Here is an 18,665-nt window from a genome sequence, read left to right as displayed (position 1 = left end):
GGACTTCGGATGCCGATGACCGAAGAACCGGTCCTCTAAGGGAAGGATCAGTCCTGTGAACATCTCCGTCGAAGACCTCGCAGAACCACTCACCTATCCGGTCGAAGCGTTCCTGTCGCGCGAGTATGCAGAGGCCGAGAAGGAGAAGCTCTGGCCCAAGGTCTGGCAGATGGTCGAGCGCGTCGAGGACTTCCGCGCGGTCGGCGACTTCGTCACCTACAATATCTGCGACGACTCGATCATCGTCATCAAGACGGGTGAAGCGAGCTTCAACGCGTTCCACAATGTCTGCCCGCATCGCGGCCGGCAGTTGATCGATACGCCTGACGATGTCCACAGCGTCCGCGGCAACCGGCGCAACTTCGTCTGCGGCTTCCACGGCTGGACGTTCGACCGCGACGGCAACAACATCTTCGTGCTCGACCCGCAGGACTGGATGGGTGCGCTGACGCCCGAGCGGACCTGCCTGTCGCGCGTCCAGGTCGACACCTGGGGCGGCTGGGTGTGGATCAACATGGATGCCGACGCCGCGCCGCTCGCCGAATTCCTCGGCGATGCGGGGCGCATCCTGGCGCATTTCGAGATGGACAGGATGCGCTACAAATGGCGCAAATGGACGGTCTATCCCAGCAACTGGAAGACCGCGCTCGAGGCGTTCATGGAGCCGTATCATGTCGCCGGCACGCACACCCAGCTGCTCGATTACGCCGAATTTTACGCCTACAGCGCCGCGTACGGCCTGCACGGCGTCAGCGGTTTCGACCAGCGCGATGCCGCCGACCGGATGAGCCAGGGGTCCAGCGTGACGCGCGCCGGCAAGGGTGCCGATGCGCGCATCTCGACCTACGAGCTGATCAAGGAAAACTACGAGACGCTGAATTACGCGGCCTCGACCGAGACGCTGGTCGTCGCCGCGAGCCGGCTGCAGCACGAACTGCCCGAGGAAACCCCGGCGGGCGAGGTGATCGCGCACTGGATGAAATCGGCCAAGGCCGACGACGCCGCGCGCGGCGTGGTCTGGCCGGAGATCCCGCCCGACGTGACCGCCGAAGCGGGGCTCGCCTGGCACGTCTTTCCTAACATGTCAGTGCTGCAGGGGATTACCTTCGCGCTCTGCTATCGCGCGCGGCCCTTCGGCGACGACCCGAACATGTGCATCTTCGAATCCTACGCGATCGAGCGCTACCCCGATGGGCAAGAACCCGCGACGCAATGGGAAAATGCCGAGCCCACCGCCGAACACTGGGGCGCGGTGCTGGCGCAGGATTTCTCGAACATGCGCTGGGTGCAGAAGGGCATGAAATCCCGCGGCTTCCGCGGCCCGCTGCCCAATCCGCACCAGGAACGCAAGATCACCAATTTCCACCGCAATCTGGCCGAGTTCATGGGAACCGGTGAACCGAGGTTACTGCCATGAGCTACGACGACCCGAAGCCCAAGCCCGCCCAGCCTATCTCGTTGCTGCCAGGCCAGGCCGCGCCGACAAATACGGCAACCTCCGAACTCTCGCTGAAGGCGGGCGGCACTCCCGTCTACAAGCGCGTCCTCGACCTGTTCGAGGCGGAGGGGATCAAGACGCTGTTCGGCATCCCCGATCCGAACTTCGTACATCTGTGCCTCGAAGCGGAGGCGCGCGGCTGGACGGTGGTATCGCCGCATCACGAGGCAGCGGCCGGGTTCATGGCCGAGGCGGCGTCGCGCATCACCGGCAAGCCGGCCTTGTGCTTCGGCACGCTTGGGCCGGGGCTCGCGAACATGATGCCCGCGATCCAGTGCTGCAAGGTCGAGAATTCGCCGGTGATCTTCCTCGGTGGCCAGCGTGCGCGCGTCACCGAGCGGCGCGTGCGTCGTGGGCGTATCCAGTTCGTCCGGCAGGAGCCGATGATCGAGGATTCGGTCAAATATTCGGGGTCTATCGAATATGCCGACCAGACCGACGAGGTGATCCGCGAGGCGATCCGGATCGCGATGTCCGGCACGCCGGGGCCGACCTATGTCGAATACCCCAGCCACATCATCCTCGAGGAACTCGACGTGCCGCCGGTCCTGCCGCCGCACCGCTATCGCCTGGTCAACCAGGGCGCCGACGGCGACCGGATCGCCGAGGCGGCCGAGCTGATTCTTGCCGCGAAGAACCCGATCCTGCTGGTCGGCCATGCGGTTTATACCAGCCAGTCGGGGGCGAAGGTAAAGGAACTAGCGGAGCTAATGAATTGCCCGGTCATCCAGACGTCGGGCGGGACGAGCTATATCAAGGGGCTCGAGGACAAGACCTTCCAGTATGTATTCTCCGATGCGTCGATCGAGGCGGTCGAGGAGTCCGATCTGGTCGTCGCGCTCGGCACCGAACTCGGCGAGCCCGTGCATTTCGGCCGCTGGCGTCACTGGCATGCGGGCGAGGCGAACCGCAAATGGATCTACGTCCAGCAGGACCCAACCGCGATCGGCGTCAACCGTGCGGTCGACGTGCCGCTGGTCGGCGATCTCCGCGCGGTCGTGCCGCAGCTGACGCGCGCATTGGGCAAGGGACGCGAGGCGGGCGAACAGCTCGCCAAGTTCATGCGCGACGGCAAGGCGGAACTCGACAGCCTCGCCGAGGAGACGCTGACCAAGAGCGACGGTACGGCTAACACGCAGGTCCACACCTCGCGTTTCATCGTCGAGGCGACCAAGGCGTTCCCGGAGGGCGGGATCATGATCCGCGACGGCGGCGCCTCGGTGATCTTCGGCTGGACCTATAACCAGTGTAAGCCAAACGACGTGATCTGGAACCAGAATTACGGGCATATCGGCACCGGACTGCCGTACGCGACGGGCGCTATGCTTGCCGATATCGCCGAGACCGGTGTGACTCGTCCGGGGATGCTGGTGACCTCGGATTCGTCGTTCCTGTTCCACATCGGCGAGCTGGAGGTCGCGGTGCGCCGCAACCTGCCGCTGGTCTGTGTGGTGGCGGTCGATTTCCAATGGGGCCTCGAGGTCGGCGTCTACAAGCGCACCTTCGGCCTCGGCACCGCGGAAACCGGTACGCACTGGAGCAACAAGGTGCGCTTCGACAAGATCGCCGAGGGGCTTGGCGCCTACGGGCAATATGTCGAGACCGCGGACGAGATCGGGCCGGCGATCGCCCGCGCCTACGCGCATGGCGGCCCGGCGGTGATCCACGTGCCGATCGACCCCAAGGCGAACTCCGAAGAGATGCCGAAATACGACAGGTTCCGCACCTGGTACGCCGAGGGCACGCAGTAAGTTCGGCTCCCTCCCCTTCAGGGGAGGGTTGGGGTGGGGGAGTGCCGCGAGCACCGGCGCCGATCTCTGCGAGACCGTAAATCCCCCCCCCCGACCCTCCCCTGAAGGGGAGGGCGTGATATTTAGGAGAGACCCATGCGCGAATATCTGCAGTTCTACATCGATGGCGCCTGGGTCGATCCGGCCGAGCCCAGGACCGCCGATGTCATCAACCCCGCGACCGAAGAGCGCGCGGGCGTCATCGCATCGGGTTCGGTCGCGGATGTCGACAAGGCGGTTGCCGCCGCACGTCGCGCGTTTGCAAGCTGGTCGCAGACGACGCGCGAGCAACGCCTCGACCTGCTCGGGGCAATCCAGGTCGAATATGCCAGGCGTCAGACCGAACTCGGCGACGCGATCATGGAGGAAATGGGCGCGCCGGCCTCGCTCGCGCATGGCTTCCATGTCGGGCTCGGTGCGGGCCACCTCCAGACCGCGATCGAAGTGCTGCGCGAGTTCAAGTTCGACGAACAGCGCGGTGCGACGATGATCGCGCGCGAGCCGGTCGGCGTGTGCGCGCTCATCACCCCGTGGAACTGGCCGATGAACCAGACCTGCGTGAAGATCTTCCCCGCGCTCGCCACCGGTTGCACGATGATCCTGAAACCGCCGCAGCTCGCGCCGTTCTCCGCGCAGATTCTCGCAGAAATCCTCCACGACGCGGGCGTACCGGCGGGCGTGTTCAACATGGTGCAGGGTTCCGGCAGCGTCATCGGTACTGCGCTGTCGATCCACGCCGATGTCGACATGGTATCGTTCACCGGCTCCGAACCGGTCGGCGTGCAAATCCAGCAGGATGCTGCGACAACGGTCAAGCGCGTCGCGCTCGAACTCGGCGGCAAGAGCCCGTTCATCGTACTCGACGACGATGCAATGGCGCAGAACGTGGCGGCGGCGACCGGCGGCATGATGGGCAATTCGGGTCAGACGTGCAGCGTCGGCTCGCGCCTGCTGGTCCCGGCGGCTCGGCTCGACGAGGCGGTCGCGGCGGCCAAGGCGTCGGCGGAGGCTGTGACGGTCGGCGATCCCAAGGGCAATGTCGCGATGGGCCCGGTCGTTTCCAAGGCGCAGTTCGACAGCATCCAGGACTATATTCAGAAGGGTCTCGATGAGGGTGCGACGCTGATCGCGGGCGGGCTCGGCAGGCCAGATGGGATCGATAAGGGCTGGTTCGTGCGGCCCACCGTGTTCGTCGGCACCAACGACATGGTCGTCGCGCGCGAGGAGATCTTCGGGCCGGTGCTCGTCATCATCGGCTATGACGACATCGACCACGCGGTCGAGATCGCCAACGACACCAGCTTTGGGCTTGCCGGCTACGTCAACGGCACCGAGCTCGATCAGTGCCGCGCGGTCGCGCGACGGATGCGGACCGGCTGGATTAGCATCAATGGCGGCTTCGACTTCCATGCGCCGTTCGGCGGCTACAAGCGGAGTGGCAACGGCCGCGAATGGGGTGAATTCGGCTTCCACGAATATCTCGAAGTGAAGTCGCTCCTCGGTTACGCCCCGGCCTGATGGCCGCTCTGCTCAGCCGCTACAGTGCGCCCGCCGCTGCGACCGCCGCACCCGGATGGACGCTGGCGCGCGCAACGCCGTCAAGTCGCCTGTACGGCGCCAACGGCTTGCGCACCGGCGCCGACGGAAGGCTTTATGTCGCACAGGTGACGGCCAGCCAGATTAGCGCGGTAAATATCGAGACCGGTTCCGTCGAGGCGATCAGTCCGATGGGCGGCCGGATCGTCGCACCCGACGACATCGTGTTCGACGAGGCCGGTAATCTCTATGCGACCGAAATTACCGAGGGACGCGTTTCGATGCTGGCGCCCGATGGGAGCGTCCGGGTCATCCAGGGCGACATGCCGGTCGCCAACCCTATCACCTGGCATCAGGGGCGGCTGATCGCGGGCGAATGCCGGGTCGGCGCGCGGATTATGGAACTGAGCCTCGACGGCGGCGCGCCGCGCGTGATCCTCGAAGGCGTGCCGATGGCGAATGCGTTCGAGGTCGGACCCGACGGCCTGCTGTATTTCCCGGTGATGGGCACCAACGAGATCTGGCGGGTCAGCCTCGACGGCGGCACGCCGGAAGTGGTCGCGGGCAATCTCGGCGTACCTGATTCGGTGAAGTTCGATGCGAAGGGCCGGATTGTTTCAACGCAGGTCGCGAGCGGGCAGGTGTTGCGGATCGATCCGGTTGCCGGCACGCGCGAAGTGCTCGCAGACCTCGGTCCGGGCCTGGATAACATCAGCTTCGTCGGCGACCGGATCTTCGTTTCGAGCATCCCCGGCGAGATCACCGAGATTCTCGGCATCGGCAAGACGCGGTCGGTCATCCCGCGCGGGTTGCAATGGCCGCTCGGGCTCGCGGTCGGCGCGGACGGCGTGCTGTTCGTTGCCGATGGCACGTTCGGCTACACGCTCGTGCCGGGCGGGACGCTCACGCTCGCGGGGATGATCTTCTATCCTGGTTGCCCGGGCTATCTGCGTGGTGCGGTCGCATCCGCGCCTGGCGAGTGGGTGGTGACGACGGGCTTGGGCGCAGTGGCGCGGTATCGGCCTGGCGCCGGCGAAAGTGACGTCATTGCGACCGGTTACGACCAGCTGATGGGTGTCGATATCGCCAGCGACGGCGCGGTGGTGTTTGCCGAATACGCCACCGGCCGGGTGCTGTCCGCGCACGGCGGCGGGGTGACCGAACTCGCGACCGGGCTCGACAAGCCGATGGGCGTCGCGATCGGTAACGACGGTAGCGTGTACGTCGCCGAAACCGGGGCGGGGCGCGTTTCGAAGATCACTCCCGGCAGGGCAGAGACGGTGATCGACGGGCTGCATGCGCCGCAAGGGTTGGCGGCGTATGGAGGTAAGCTCTTCGTGGTCGACGCGGTCGCCAAGACGGTATCCGAGATCGATCTCGCGACGGGTGTATCGCGGCGCATCGCCTCAAACCTGCCGGTCGGCGCGCCCGCTGGAGTCGCCCCCAAGTTACTCGGCCCGATCGGCGACATGGCCGGCCCGATGATCCCTTTCGCGGATATCACGGTGAGCGAGGATGGCACGCTCTATGTTTCCGGCGATGCTGAGGGGAGCGTGCTGAAGCTGCGGGCTGGCTAGCCTAGTGGGTGCTGCTGACTCAACTAGGAGACGGTCCGAGCCGACCAAACCACGGTATCCCACCGCTCCGTGTTCATCCGCGAAGGCGGGTGCCCAGTCTGGATCCCCGCCTTCGCGGGGAAACAAGCTTTGGGTGGGTGTTCGTGGTTACGATTGGAAGGAATTGTACTTCCATCCACCTGCACCTCCCCGGCGAAGGCCGGGGCCTAGTTGCGGGGCATTGCTAACCGGGGTTATTGCCTAGTTATTCCAGCTTTGCCAACTGGGCCCCGGCCTTCGCGGGGGTGGTGCGGTATGCGAAGTAAACGCTTGGCCTAATCATACCGCCGGCAACGCCCTTACCAGTTCCAGTACCCGCGCCGCCAGTTCCGGTCGGCAGATCAGCAGATCCGGCAGATACGGATCCGCGCAATTATACACCAACGCCGACCCGTCGGCGCGACTGACGTGCAACCCCGCCGCCTGTGCGACCGCGATCGGGGCGCAATTGTCCCATTCATACTGCCCGCCGGTGTGGAGGTAGATGTCGGCCTCGCCGCGCACCACCGCCATCGCCTTTGCGCCTGCCGAACCCATCGGCACCAGCGTCGCACCGACCGCCTCCGCTACAGCGACCGCTTCGCTTGCCGGCCGTGTACGGCTGACCAGCATGCGCAACGGTTCACCCGCCGGTTCGAGCGGCTTGGGCGCGCCGGACGTCAGCGTTAGCCCAAGCCCCGGCAGCGCGACCGCGCCGACCGTCGCGACACCGTCGATCGCGAGCGCGACGTGCACCGCCCAGTCGGTGCGCCCTTCGCCATATTCGCGCGTCCCGTCCAAGGGATCGATGATCCACGCGCGGCGCACCGAACAGCGATCGCCACTGTCCTTCTCTTCCTCGGAAAGGATCGCATCATCCGGCCGCGCCGCGCGCAACGTCCGCATCAGGAAGGTGTTGGCTTGCGCATCGCCGGCCTTGCCCAGCTCCTTGCCGGTCAGCCCGCTGCTCGCCTGCAACCCGAGCAGGATCGCGCCCGCTTCGGTTGCAAGACGTTCGGCAAGACGGACGTCGCTCTCGACCACAGTGTCGGAGGCGACACTCATTTGAGGGGCATGATCTTGCGGACGATGAACTCTGCGGCTTCGGCCGGGGTCATCGCGACCGTGTTAACGCGGATTTCGGCGTTGAGCGGCGCCTCGTACGGGCTGTCGATCCCGGTGAAGTTTTTCAGATCACCAGCGCGGGCCTTCTTATAGAGCCCCTTCACGTCGCGCCCTTCGGCCACCTCAAGCGGCGTATCGACGAAGATCTCGATGAACTCGCCCTCAGGCAGCATCGAGCGCACCAGGTCGCGTTCCGCACGGAACGGCGAAATGAATGCGGTGAGGACGATCAATCCGGCGTCCGCCATCAGCTTCGCCACCTCGCCGACGCGTCGGATATTTTCGATCCGATCGGCCTCGGTAAAGCCCAGGTCCTTGTTCAATCCGTGGCGGATATTGTCGCCGTCCAGCAGGAAGGTATGGCGGTTCATCAGGTTGAGCGCCTTCTCGACCTCGTTGGCGATCGTCGATTTGCCCGCACCCGATAGCCCGGTGAACCACAGCACTGCGGGCTTCTGGTTCTTGAGGCTGGCATGCACGTCGCGACCGATGTCGGTCGCCTGCCAGTGGACGTTCTGCGCGCGCCGCAGGCTGAAGTGCACCATGCCCGCCGCGACGGTCGCATTGGTGATCTTGTCGATGAGGATGAACCCGCCGAGCACCTTGTTCGGTGCCGCGTCGCCCTGCGCGTACGGTTCGAAAACGATCGCGCGATCGGTGGTGATCTCGGCGACGCCGATCGCGTTCAGTTCCAGCGTCTTGGCGGCCAGATGCTCCATCGTGTTGACGTTGACCTGGTATTTTGGTTCGCGGACCGTCGCCGACACCATCTGCGTGCCGAGCTTGAGCCAATAGAAGCGTCCTACGATCAGCGGTTCGTCGTCCATCCAGACGATCGTCGTCTCGAACTGGTCGGCGGTTTCGGGCGGGGACTCCGATGCGGCGATGACGTTGCCGCGCGAACAGTCGATCTCGTCGGCGAACGACAGCGTGACGGACTGCCCCGCCACCGCTTCGGGCAGATCACCGTCGAGCGTCGTGATACGGCTGATCGTCGAGGTCTTGCCGCCGGGCAGAACGCGGATCGCATCGCCGGGCTTGACGATGCCCGCTGCGACCTGTCCCGAAAAGCCGCGGAAGTCGAGGTTGGGGCGGTTGACCCACTGTACGCCCATACGGATAGGCTTGTTCTGGTCGTCGTCGACGTCGACATCGACGGATTCGAGATGCTCCATCAACGTCTGCCCGGTGTACCAAGGCATGTTTTTCGACGCGAGCGAGATGTTGTCGCCCTTGAAGCCGGAAATCGGCATCGGCGTGAAATTGGTGATGCCGATGCTCTTCGCGAACTCGGTATACTCAGCGAGGATCTCATCGTAGCGCCCCTGGTCGTAACCGATCAGGTCCATCTTGTTGATCGCGAGCACCAGGTTCCGGATGCCGATCAGATGCGCGAGATAGCTGTGGCGCTTGGTCTGAGTTAGCACGCCCTTGCGCGCGTCGATCAGTATCACCGCGAGGTCGGCGGTCGATGCGCCGGTCACCATGTTGCGGGTATATTGTTCGTGGCCGGGCGTATCCGCGACGATGAACTTGCGCTTTTCGGTCGAGAAGAATCGATACGCGACGTCGATCGTGATGCCCTGTTCGCGTTCGGCCGCGAGCCCGTCGACCAGCAGCGCGAAATCGATCTCGCCGCCCTGCGTGCCGACGCGCTTGCTGTCCGCCTCGAGTGCCGCGAGCTGATCCTCGAAGATCATCTTCGAATCGTAAAGCAGCCGTCCGATCAGCGTCGACTTGCCGTCGTCGACCGAGCCGCAGGTGATAAAGCGCAGCATCGTCTTGTGCTGGTGCTGGTCGAGATACGCGTCGATGTCCTCGGCGATCAACGCCTCGGTCTGGTACACCGAATCCTGGGTTGCGATGTCGCTCATCAGAAATAGCCTTCCTGCTTCTTCTTTTCCATGCCCGCGCCGCCGGAATCCTTGTCGATCGCGCGGCCCTGGCGTTCGCTGGTTGTGGTCAGCAGCGTTTCCTGGATGATCTCGGACAGCGTCGACGCCGTGCTCTCGACCGCGCCGGTCAGGGGGTAGCAGCCGAGGGTTCGGAAGCGGATGGAGCGTTCAACGGGAACTTCGCCGGGGGCGAGTGGGAAGCGATCGTCGTCGACCATCAGCAGCATGCCGTCGCGTTCGACCGTCGGGCGCATGCCGGCATAATAGAGCGGGACGATCGGGACGTCGTTGAGCTGTATATATTGCCAGACGTCGAGCTCGGTCCAGTTCGAGATCGGGAAAACCCGGATGCTCTCACCCTTCGATTTCCGCGCGTTGTAGATGTTCCACAGTTCGGGTCGCTGGTTCTTTGGATCCCAGCCATGCGTCGCGGTGCGGAACGAGATGATGCGTTCCTTCGCGCGCGATTTTTCCTCGTCACGCCGCGCGCCGCCGAAGGCCGCATCGAACCCATGCAGGTTGAGCGCCTGCTTCAGCCCCTCCGTCTTCCACATATCGGTGTGCAGCGCGCCGTGGTCGAACGGGTTGATCCCGCGCGCGATCGCTTCGGGGTTCTGATAGACCAACAACTCCATGCCAGCCTCGCGTGCAGCCTTTTCGCGAAGTTCGTACATCGCCTTGAACTTCCACGTCGTATCGACGTGCAGCAGCGGGAAGGGCGGCGGCGAGGGATAGAACGCTTTGCGCGCAAGATGCAGCATGACGGCTGAATCCTTGCCGACCGAATAGAGCATCACGGGGCGCTCCGCCTCGGCGACGACTTCGCGCATGATGTGGATCGCCTCCGCTTCGAGCCGTTCCAGATGGGTCAGTGTCTTGGCCATGATATCGTATCTCCGCGGGGCCGCTTGCCCAGCGCCGGGTGGTTCCGGCAATCTATGCAGTGTTCGGCAAGGAAGGCGTTCGCTATCCCGCGGCAAGCCCAGTACTAAGCCGAGCGTCGGCGTCGGCGATCTCCGCCTTCAACCACATCGTTTCGCTGAGGTTGGAACCTCCCGAGATCGCGGCGAGGCGTTCGAGCGCCGCTTTCCTGACTCCGAGCGCATCCGCATCGGCGGGTTCGACAGAGAGTGCGATGTCGACGAGGTGGAGCGCCTCGAGGGGTTTGCTGGCTGCGACATGCGCCTTGGCACGGGCGACCAGCGCCGGGGGACCGGCAAGTTCCGCGAGATCGGCGTCGACCGCGGTACGCGGCACGCCGTACAATGCCGTGGTGCCGTCGGCATAATGGAACCAGCCGGCATTCTCCTCCCAGATCGCACGCACCACCCACGACGCCTTCCCGTGGAACTCACCGATCTGGCCGTCTGCCGGCAGCGTGATTTCGCGCATCAACTCGTGAACGGTCTTGCCCGCGTTCATGCCCGCGATCGTCTCGCGTTCGATATGTGTGACCGCGGCGCGCATCGCATCGAGATCCGCGCGGATCCGATCGGCCCCCCGGATCGGTTCGCCGTGCCCGGTGATGACCAGCTCGGGTTCGAGCGCGCGCACCGCATCGAGCGATTTGAGATAGGCGCGGACGAGGCGCGGGCGGTCGCCGCGGATCGTGACAAGGTTAGGCATTGCGCGCCAGACCGGGCCGAACAGATTGCCGGTGAAGATCGTCCGCTCTTCGGGCAACCATATGAATACCGCGCAGAGCGTCTCGCCGCCGGGCGTATTGTGGACCTCGAAATTGCGTCCGCCCTGTTCGAAGGTTTCAACGTCGGTCACGTCGATATCGGGCACGATCTTCGGCGGGGCGGGCGGCGGGCCGCTGCGGCGCGTCATCGACGCCCATAACTTGCCCGAGCGCCGGCCGAGGAACGGCGCGAGCGTATCGAAATACTCGGCGGTCTCGGTGAACCCGGCGCCCGCGATGACCCGCGTACCGTCTTCGCGCTGCTCAGGGAGCGCACCGTAATGATCGGCATGGCTCTGCGTCAGGATGATCCGCTTGAGCGGACCGGTGCGATGCGGTGCGAACAGCGCCTTGTTGCGCTCACCATTGCCGATGAAGCCGGTGTTGACCAGCAGGTCGCCGTCGCTGGTCGTGACGAGGTAGGCGTTCGATATGTCCTTCACCATGAAGATGGTGTCGGTGATCACCTCGGCGTCGGTCTGACCTGCGCCGGCCGTCACCAGCGCGCCCAGCGGTGTCTGCTTGTCGCTCATGAACCGGCTCCTTCGAAATAGATCATGACTTTTGCCGAGGCGGGCGTGGCGGCGATCTTCAGGCCGTCGAGTACCGCATCGAACGGGAGGCTGTGGCTGATCATCGCGGCGATCTTGTCGTGCAACCGGGGCATCGCGGCGATCACGTCGGGAAACTCGGACGGGTAACCGACTGCGGTGGTGATCGTCATTTCGCTGGTCAGCATCGGGCCCGCGGGGAGTTCGATCGGTTTCAGATAGGCCGCGGTAATGACGTGGCGCGCGTGACGCTTCGCCATCCGCACGACGTCGCCGAGGATCGAAGGCGCACCGGCGGCGTCGATATAGGCATCGGTGCCGGCGCGCTCGCGGCCGAAATACATTTCCGCACCGTGATAGGCCTTGACCTGCGTGACCAGATCCTCGCGTGCCGGGTTGATCGTCCGTGCGCCGAGCGCCTCCGCGCGATCGAGGCGCTCGTCGGCGAGGTCGATCGCGATCACGTCGCAGCCGCGATCGACCGCCCACATCACCATGCCGAGACCGATCGGGCCGCAGCCGAAGATCACCAGCTTGCTGCCGGCCGTCACCTCGGACCGGTTGACGCCATGGAGCGCGACCGCGAGCGGTTCGCACATCGCGGCGACGTCGAAGGGAATGCCCTCGGGGATCGGCAACAGGCTGTGGCCCAGCCGGCCTTCGCGAACCAGCAGTTCCTCGGTGAATGCACCTTCGGGGCCGCCGCTGCCGATGAAACTCGGCGTGTTCATCGGGTTGACGATGACCGCCTGGCCGATGTGAAGTCCCTCGACCTCGTCGCCGACGTGCATGACTTCGCCAGCGCCCTCATGGCCGAGCGCGGTCATCGTGCCGGCCACCGGGATCCCGCCGTTCTTGATGTACGACAGGTCGCTCCCGCAGATCCCGCAGGCTTTCATCCGGACGACGACGTCCTTCGGACCATGCTCCGGACGCGCGTAGGCATCGAGCCGGACGTCGTCGATGTGATGGATGGTCAGGCGGCGCATGCTGGGTCCCCGATCAGAAGGCGTAGGGGGGATAGATGGCACTGCCACCGTCGATCACGATCGTATCGCCGCTGTGGAAGCGCGAGGCGTCGCTGGCGAGATAGGCGCCGATGCCCTCGAAATCCTCGATCGTGCCGGGGCGACGGATCGGCGTCTTGGCGGAAAAATGCGCGTCGACCGCGACGATGCGGGCCTGCATCTCGGGGCTATGACCGGCGTCGCTGCCGATGCTGGTCTTGGTGTAGCCGGGCGCGATGGTGTTGGCACGGATCTCGTATTTGCCGAGTTCGGCCGCCATTCCGCGGACCGCGGCGCCCATGCCGCCCTTCGAGGCCGCGTAATTGTTGATGCCGGGGATACCGTGGAACATCGACAAGCTGCCGCAATAGACGAGGCTGCCGCCGGGCTCGCCCGCTTCGGCGCGCGCGACCATCGCCTTGGCGCCTTCGCGCAAGGTGAAGAACGCACCGTGGAGATTGACCGCGAGCAGGTCGTGCCATTCGGCCGAGTCCAGCGTGAGTACCGAACGCGACTTCGACGAGCGGCCCGAATTGGCGAAGACGCAGTCGATCCGTCCGAAATCGGCGAGCAGTTTCGCATAGCCGGCGACGATCTGGTCTTCGGACGACACATCGACCTGATAGGTCTCGACGCGGCCTGCACCGGCGGCTTCGAGTTGGGCCTTGGCAGCGGCGTTCTTATCCGCGTTGCGGGCCCAGATCGCGACGTCGCCGCCCATCTTGGCGACGCCGAGCGCGAAGCCCAGGCCGATCCCGCTGTTGCCACCGGTAACGAGCGTCACCTTGCCGGTGCAATCGAAAAGTGCGTTTGCCAATACATCCTCCTGCCACGCCCTGGTTTGCCCGGGCCGGTCCTTGCGACCAATGTGCGGGCATCGTGCGTCATGCCGCAATCGCACTGCCTGTCGACGCCAGGCCATTATGTCGTTAGATAGCCAAAGGTCGACGCGGTTATGCTGCGCGGTACGAACCCATGCTGCCGGGGGGGGAACGGGCGTTGGAGACCGACACGTATACGCAATCGGCGTTCGAGGCGGAATTGCCGATTCCACGCGGGATGGCGCGGATCATGCGGTTTTCGAACGACCAACCGACCAACCACGTCTTCCGCCGCGGCGCGCATTACTGGCTCGATCTGTGCCTGACGCCACGTCCCGAAAAGGCGCGCGGCTGTTATTCGGAACGGTGGGGTCCGCACCGGTTCGAACGGCTGGGCGAGATCTTTCTCGTGCCGCCCGGTGAGGCGCTTCACATCCGGACCGATGCGGGCGACAACCAGGCGTCGATCGCGTGCGAGATCCATGCCGATTCGGTCGATCACTGGCTCGAGACCCCGCTCGATTGGACCGATCGCCGGCTGGAGGGCGGGCTCGACATCGTCCACCCGTATATCCGGTCGTGCCTGTCCCGGCTTGCCGATGAGATGCGGCATGGCGGCACCGGCAGCGCGGAACTCGCTGCGATGATCGCGGGACAATTGGCGATCGAACTTGCGCGATACCTTGAGGCGATCTCGGATAACCCGATCACCGGCGGGCTCGCGTCTTGGCGGCTGCGGTTAATCGATGAGCGGTTGCATCGTGGCGGACCGCCGCCGTCGCTTGGCGAGCTGGCGGACTTGTGTTCGGTGTCGATCCGCCAGCTTACGCGCGGATTCCGGTCGAGCCGCGGGTTCACGATCGGCGACCATATAGGGCAGACGCGGATCGAGATGGCCAAGCGTGCGCTATCGTCGGACGACAGCATCAAATCTATCGCGTTCGCGCTCGGCTTCGCCTCGCCATCGGGCTTTTCCTACGCGTTCGGCCGCGCGACCGGCGTGACGCCGCTCCGGTTCCGCCAGCGGCACCTGCGGGGGAGGGAGTAGAGGAGCTACCCATCCCCCCCTGGCAGGGGGAGGTGGCTGGCGCTCGCCAGACGGAGGGGCCGGTAAGTAATAACCGCTGTTTCTTCATCCTTCCCCTGGCGGGCGAGGATGAGATTGCTCGGTCAGTCGTCCGCCGACGCCACGAGCCGTTCGCTTTCGCGCCACAGGCGTTCGACGTTGGCGTCGTCCAGCGCGAACGGGTTGGGCGGCATGCGCGTGCGCTGGTGGTAATAGCCGCCGGTCGATCGCCCCGGCTCGTCGGCGGTCGCGAGCCAGATCAGCGCGTCGGCACCGGCCTTCGGGCTCATCGTCGCGCGCGTCCGGATATGCGCCTGCGTCGTCGCGTCGGCGTGGGTGATGAAGTTAGTATCGACTGTGCCCGGATGCAGCGCGTGGACAACGATGCCGTCGTTTGCCAGCCGCGACGCGAGGCCGCGTGCGTGCATCACGTTGGCAAGCTTACCCTGGCAATAGGCGCGACCGGCGAGGAACGCGTCGAACAGTTGCAAGTCGTCCCAGTGCAGGCCGGGGATCATCTCGCCGCCGTCCGACGATGTGTTGACGATCCGCACGCTGCCCCTCGGCGCATCGCGGGCCGCCGTGCGCAACAGCGGCAGCAGGCGATTGGTCAGGAGGAACGGCCCGAGATGATTGCCGGCGAAATTCTCCTCCAGTCCCTCGTTCGTGACCACCATGCGGTCCGCCATGCCACCGGCGTTGTTTACCAGCACGTCGATGCGGGGGGCGAGTGTGGCGATCGCGTCTGCGGCGCGCGTTGCCTCGGCCATGCGCGACAGGTCTGCGCGGATCATGTCGACCCTGCCACCGTTAGACGCGGCGCGGATTTCGGTTTCGGCCGCGGCGGTACGCGCCGGATCGCGTCCGAACGCGATCACGTGCCATCCTTGCGCCGAGAGCGCCTTGGCGGTTTCCTTGCCGATCCCCGAGCTTGCGCCAGTCACGACTGCCACGCGTAACGCCATCGATACCCTCCCGATCATCGCCTCGTTTCTCGTCCCAACGTCCTTCCAAAATTTGGTGGCGGCAATCGATGGCGGGGCCGGAGACGCCGGGATCGCGGGTGCGATGCTGCGCAGCATGACGGTCCGGCGTTATGGCCCGATCTGGATATCCAGGCCGGATCGCGACATCGAACGGCATTGGCGCACCGTGAAGCGCTGCGCATGATGCCGGCAAAAGACGACATTGGGAGAGAATGCTGTGAGCCAGATGCTCGTTTCCGACGCGCTCATCGAACAGGCCATGACGACGGCCGGCCTCGACCGGTTCGATTCCGAGTCCTATCGCGAAGGGCTCGACGTCCTGCTCGCGGATTATAATTCCTACGATCATCCCGAACCGTTAATCGAGCGGATGCGCGGCGGACTGGTCCAGTCGTTGGTCGATCGTTTGAAGACCACCGACTATCTCGCCAAGCGCCCCGAACTGCTGACCCGGCCGGTCGAGCGGCCGTTGTTCGTGTTCGGCATGCCGCGGACTGGCACGACGCTGCTAAGCAACCTGCTGGCGTGCGATCCGGCACGGCGGTCGGCGCTGACGTGGGAGATCGAGGAGCCGGTGCCGCCACCGACGACCGCGACGCTGAAGACCGATCCGCGCGCGATCGCCAAGCTCGCGCAGGAAAAGGCGATGCTCGCCGCAAGGCCGGAAATGGGCAAATATTATCGCAATTCGGCGGTCTATCCGAACGAGTGCATGTTCTTCATGATCCACGACTTCAAGGGACTTGCGCTGGAATCGCGCGGCAAGCTCAAGGCGTATCGCGACTGGCTGCTCCAGACCGACATGACGTCGGCCTACACCTATCACAAGCGCTTCCTCCAGCTGTTGCAGGCGGATGCGCCGGGTGCGTGGAGCCTCAAGATGCCGAGCCACGCGCTGTGGCTCGATACGCTGCTGGAGACCTATCCCGATGCGCAGCTGATCTGGGCGCACCGCGATCCGTTCACCGCGACCAGCTCGTTCTGCAGCATCCTGTCGATGGCCCACCGCGGCTATACCGGCAAGGTCGATTACGAATGGTTGGGCGAGGATTGCCCGTATCAGGCGCAGCTGCACCTCGACCGGATCATGGATACGCGTGAGCGGCTCGGCCACGACCGGATCGTCGACGTGCATTATGCCGACGTGACGCGCGATCCGATGGCGGCGATCCGCACGCTGTATGCCGATCTGGGCGATACGCTGACGCCCGAGGCGGAGGCGGCGATGCTGGCGTGGCTCGACGAGAACCCACAGGGGAAATTCGGCAAGCACGAGTACGCGCTCGACCAATATGGCCTGTCGGTCGAGGCGCTGGCGCCGAAGTTCGAACGCTATCTGTCGCAGTACGACGTCGCGCGGGAGGGCTGAGATGAGCATCGGCCGGCATTATCAGAACGCCTATGTCACGCGCGACGTCGACAAGGCGGTCGCCGGGTTCAGGCGGCACGCCGACGTGCGGACGATCTTCGAGATCGAGACCCCGGTCCAGGTCTGGACGCCGCAGGGCGAGGGACGGGGCGTGCAGAAGCTCGCCTTCGTGTGGGTCGAGGATCTCAATTACGAACTGATTGAGCCGAAGGACGGCGACGTGCTCGCGATCTACCGCGATGCGCTGCCCGTGGGCGACGGGCTCGCATTCCACCATGTCTGTCATGTGGTCGATGACTGGGACGCGGCGATGGCGAAGATCGAGGCGCAGCCGTTCCCGATCGTGCTGAAGGGCGGCACGCCGGGGCTGCTGCAATTCGCCTATACCGATACGCGGCCTTGGCTCGGCCACTATACCGAATATGTCTGGATGGTGCCCGATCGCTGGACCGGGATGGGTGGGCGATGACGCCGCACGGATCATGAGCAGGTTGGGGATCGAGCTGCTCAGCGTGTTCGGGCTCGATCCGGTCGCGCATGTCCATCTGGCCGCCGATCTCGGATGCGGCCATATTTCGAGTGGTCTCGGTCCGGCGCCGTTCAATCCGCATGGCTATGCGGGCTGGTCGTTGCGCGACGACGCAGCGTTACGGCGGGCCATGATCGCGGCAATGCGCGAGCGGGGCGTGACGATCTCGCTCGGCGAGGGCTTTGCTGTACGGCGGGGAGTCGACATGCGCGACCGTGCGGCGGAATTTGACCTGATGGCCGAACTTGGTGCGGAATGCTTAGGCGGCGTGGGCATGGAGCCTGACGTTGCACGGTCCGACGATCAGTTTGCGGCATTGGCCGACATGGCTGCGGCGCGGGGGATGAACGCCACGATCGAGTTCGCGCCGGGCCTGGCGATCGGTACGCTCGACGCAGCGGTCGCGCTGGTCGAGCGGATCGACCGGCCGAACTTCCGCGTGCTGGTCGACGCGATGCATCTGTTTCGATCGGGCGGGACATGTGCGCAGGTTGCCGCGCTCGATCCGGACCTGATCGGCTATGCGCAGCTGTGCGACGTACCGCTCGTCGCGACCGAGCCCGATTATTTCCGCGAGGCGAGCTTCGAACGGCGCACGCCGGGGCAGGGCGAACTGCCGCTCGCCGATCTGATCGCGGTACTGCCCGAGACCATCGCCATCGGCCTCGAAGTGCCGATGTTCGCACGAGCCAGCGCCGGCGAGCCACCGATCGACCGGTTGCGTCCGGTCGTCGCTGCGGCGCATGCGTTGGTCGACCATCAAGGAGACCATGGATGTTGACGGTAGCACGGTTCGGGACGCGCGACTTGACGCGGGCGCGCGGTTTCTACGATCCGATCGCGGCGATGGTCGGGGCGGGGTTGGCCTATGATCGACCCAACATGATCGCGTACAAGGGCACGGATGGCGCGATGCTGCTGATCGGCCTGCCGTTCGAGGGCGAGGCGACGGTCGGCAACGGTACGCAGGGCGGGTTCATGGTAGCGAACCGGACGGATGTCGATGCGGTACACGCCAAGGCGCTCGAACTTGGGGGCAAGGACGAAGGCGCGCCCGGCGTGCGCGGTGACGATCCAAATGGCTTCTATGGTGCGTATTTCCGCGATCTGGACGGCAACAAGCTCTGCGTGTTTCGGTTCGGGCCTGCCTGATCGACGGCGCGACAGAGCGAGATCGGAACGCGGGTCGATCGCGCTTCGATCGCGCTTCGAT

The 18,665-nt window shown here is 65.0% G+C and carries 16 protein-coding genes; 9 read left to right on the top strand and 7 right to left on the bottom strand.

The features are described from left to right. The first annotated feature begins 55 nt into the window (after positions 1-55). From SJY41_RS09185 to SJY41_RS09170, 4 genes are all read left to right on the top strand, one after another. Positions 56-1,417, top strand: coding sequence for an SRPBCC family protein (locus SJY41_RS09185; protein ID WP_380781041.1), 1,362 nt, complete (start codon positions 56-58; stop codon positions 1,415-1,417). After that, positions 1,414-3,249: a thiamine pyrophosphate-binding protein gene (locus SJY41_RS09180; RefSeq protein WP_380781040.1), complete on the top strand. Its 1,836-nt coding sequence runs from the start codon at positions 1,414-1,416 to the stop codon at positions 3,247-3,249. The genes SJY41_RS09185 and SJY41_RS09180 overlap by 4 nt, the downstream gene beginning before the upstream one ends. A 135-nt stretch (positions 3,250-3,384) precedes the next feature. Then, positions 3,385-4,806 (top strand): aldehyde dehydrogenase family protein, encoded by a 1,422-nt coding sequence (locus SJY41_RS09175; RefSeq protein WP_380781038.1) that lies wholly within the window; start codon positions 3,385-3,387, stop codon positions 4,804-4,806. After that, the gene (locus SJY41_RS09170; RefSeq protein WP_380781036.1) at positions 4,806-6,401 is read left to right on the top strand and encodes an SMP-30/gluconolactonase/LRE family protein; all 1,596 of its coding nucleotides are present in this window, start codon (positions 4,806-4,808) and stop codon (positions 6,399-6,401) included. The genes SJY41_RS09175 and SJY41_RS09170 overlap by 1 nt, the downstream gene beginning before the upstream one ends. Before the next feature lie 318 nt (positions 6,402-6,719). Here the strand turns inward: SJY41_RS09170 and SJY41_RS09165 are convergent, their stop codons facing one another. The 6 genes from SJY41_RS09165 to SJY41_RS09140 all read right to left on the bottom strand — a co-directional run bounded on the left by SJY41_RS09165 (position 6,720) and on the right by SJY41_RS09140 (position 13,498). Continuing rightward, complete coding sequence (locus tag SJY41_RS09165) at positions 6,720-7,484, bottom strand: 3'(2'),5'-bisphosphate nucleotidase CysQ (RefSeq protein ID WP_380781034.1); 765 nt, start codon at positions 7,482-7,484, stop codon at positions 6,720-6,722. Next, positions 7,481-9,418, bottom strand: coding sequence for a sulfate adenylyltransferase subunit CysN (gene cysN, locus SJY41_RS09160; RefSeq protein WP_380781032.1), 1,938 nt, complete (start codon positions 9,416-9,418; stop codon positions 7,481-7,483). Before cysN ends, SJY41_RS09165 begins: the two co-directional genes overlap by 4 nt. Beyond that, positions 9,418-10,323 carry a sulfate adenylyltransferase subunit CysD gene (gene cysD / locus SJY41_RS09155; protein WP_380781030.1) on the bottom strand — a complete coding sequence of 302 codons (906 nt, stop codon included), beginning with the start codon at positions 10,321-10,323 and terminating at the stop codon, positions 9,418-9,420. Before cysD ends, cysN begins: the two co-directional genes overlap by 1 nt. An 82-nt stretch (positions 10,324-10,405) precedes the next feature. Further along, a complete protein-coding gene (locus tag SJY41_RS09150) occupies positions 10,406-11,656 on the bottom strand; it encodes an MBL fold metallo-hydrolase (protein ID WP_380781028.1) in 1,251 nt (416 codons plus the stop codon). Further along, entirely contained in the window at positions 11,653-12,663 is a 1,011-nt protein-coding gene (locus tag SJY41_RS09145; protein WP_380781026.1) for a zinc-binding dehydrogenase, read from the bottom strand. The genes SJY41_RS09150 and SJY41_RS09145 overlap by 4 nt, the downstream gene beginning before the upstream one ends. Positions 12,664-12,676: 13 nt before the next feature. After that, complete coding sequence (locus tag SJY41_RS09140; protein WP_380781024.1) at positions 12,677-13,498, bottom strand: SDR family NAD(P)-dependent oxidoreductase; 822 nt, start codon at positions 13,496-13,498, stop codon at positions 12,677-12,679. 182 nt (positions 13,499-13,680) lie between these two features. Here SJY41_RS09140 and SJY41_RS09135 point away from each other — a divergent pair, with 182 nt between their 5' ends. Beyond that, on the top strand, positions 13,681-14,550 hold the full coding sequence (locus SJY41_RS09135) for a helix-turn-helix transcriptional regulator (RefSeq protein WP_380781023.1): 870 nt from the start codon (positions 13,681-13,683) through the stop codon (positions 14,548-14,550). Positions 14,551-14,672: 122 nt separating this feature from the next. Here SJY41_RS09135 and SJY41_RS09130 read toward each other — a convergent pair whose 3' ends face one another. Next, positions 14,673-15,533, bottom strand: a complete 861-nt coding sequence (locus SJY41_RS09130) for an SDR family NAD(P)-dependent oxidoreductase (protein WP_380781021.1) — start codon at positions 15,531-15,533, stop codon at positions 14,673-14,675. 247 nt (positions 15,534-15,780) lie between these two features. On the opposite strand from SJY41_RS09130, the gene SJY41_RS09125 reads away from it, so the two are divergent. The 4 genes from SJY41_RS09125 to SJY41_RS09110 are packed head-to-tail and all read left to right on the top strand — an operon-like array spanning position 15,781 to position 18,604. Continuing rightward, positions 15,781-16,923 (top strand): sulfotransferase family protein, encoded by a 1,143-nt coding sequence (locus SJY41_RS09125; RefSeq protein WP_380784093.1) that lies wholly within the window; start codon positions 15,781-15,783, stop codon positions 16,921-16,923. A 1-nt stretch (position 16,924) separates the two neighbouring features. Continuing rightward, positions 16,925-17,392, top strand: coding sequence for a VOC family protein (locus tag SJY41_RS09120; protein ID WP_380781019.1), 468 nt, complete (start codon positions 16,925-16,927; stop codon positions 17,390-17,392). After that, the gene (locus SJY41_RS09115; protein ID WP_380781017.1) at positions 17,382-18,233 is read left to right on the top strand and encodes a sugar phosphate isomerase/epimerase family protein; all 852 of its coding nucleotides are present in this window, start codon (positions 17,382-17,384) and stop codon (positions 18,231-18,233) included. Before SJY41_RS09120 ends, SJY41_RS09115 begins: the two co-directional genes overlap by 11 nt. Beyond that, positions 18,227-18,604: a VOC family protein gene (locus SJY41_RS09110; protein WP_380781015.1), complete on the top strand. Its 378-nt coding sequence runs from the start codon at positions 18,227-18,229 to the stop codon at positions 18,602-18,604. The genes SJY41_RS09115 and SJY41_RS09110 overlap by 7 nt, the downstream gene beginning before the upstream one ends. Positions 18,605-18,665 lie beyond the last annotated feature (61 nt).

Source organism: Sphingomonas sp. R86520 (genome assembly GCF_042466285.1).
In the GTDB taxonomy this organism is placed as follows: Bacteria; Pseudomonadota; Alphaproteobacteria; order Sphingomonadales; family Sphingomonadaceae; genus Sphingomonas.
The sequence above is the reverse complement of the archived record's forward strand: the minus strand, read 5'-3'. Positions and strand labels throughout refer to the sequence as shown.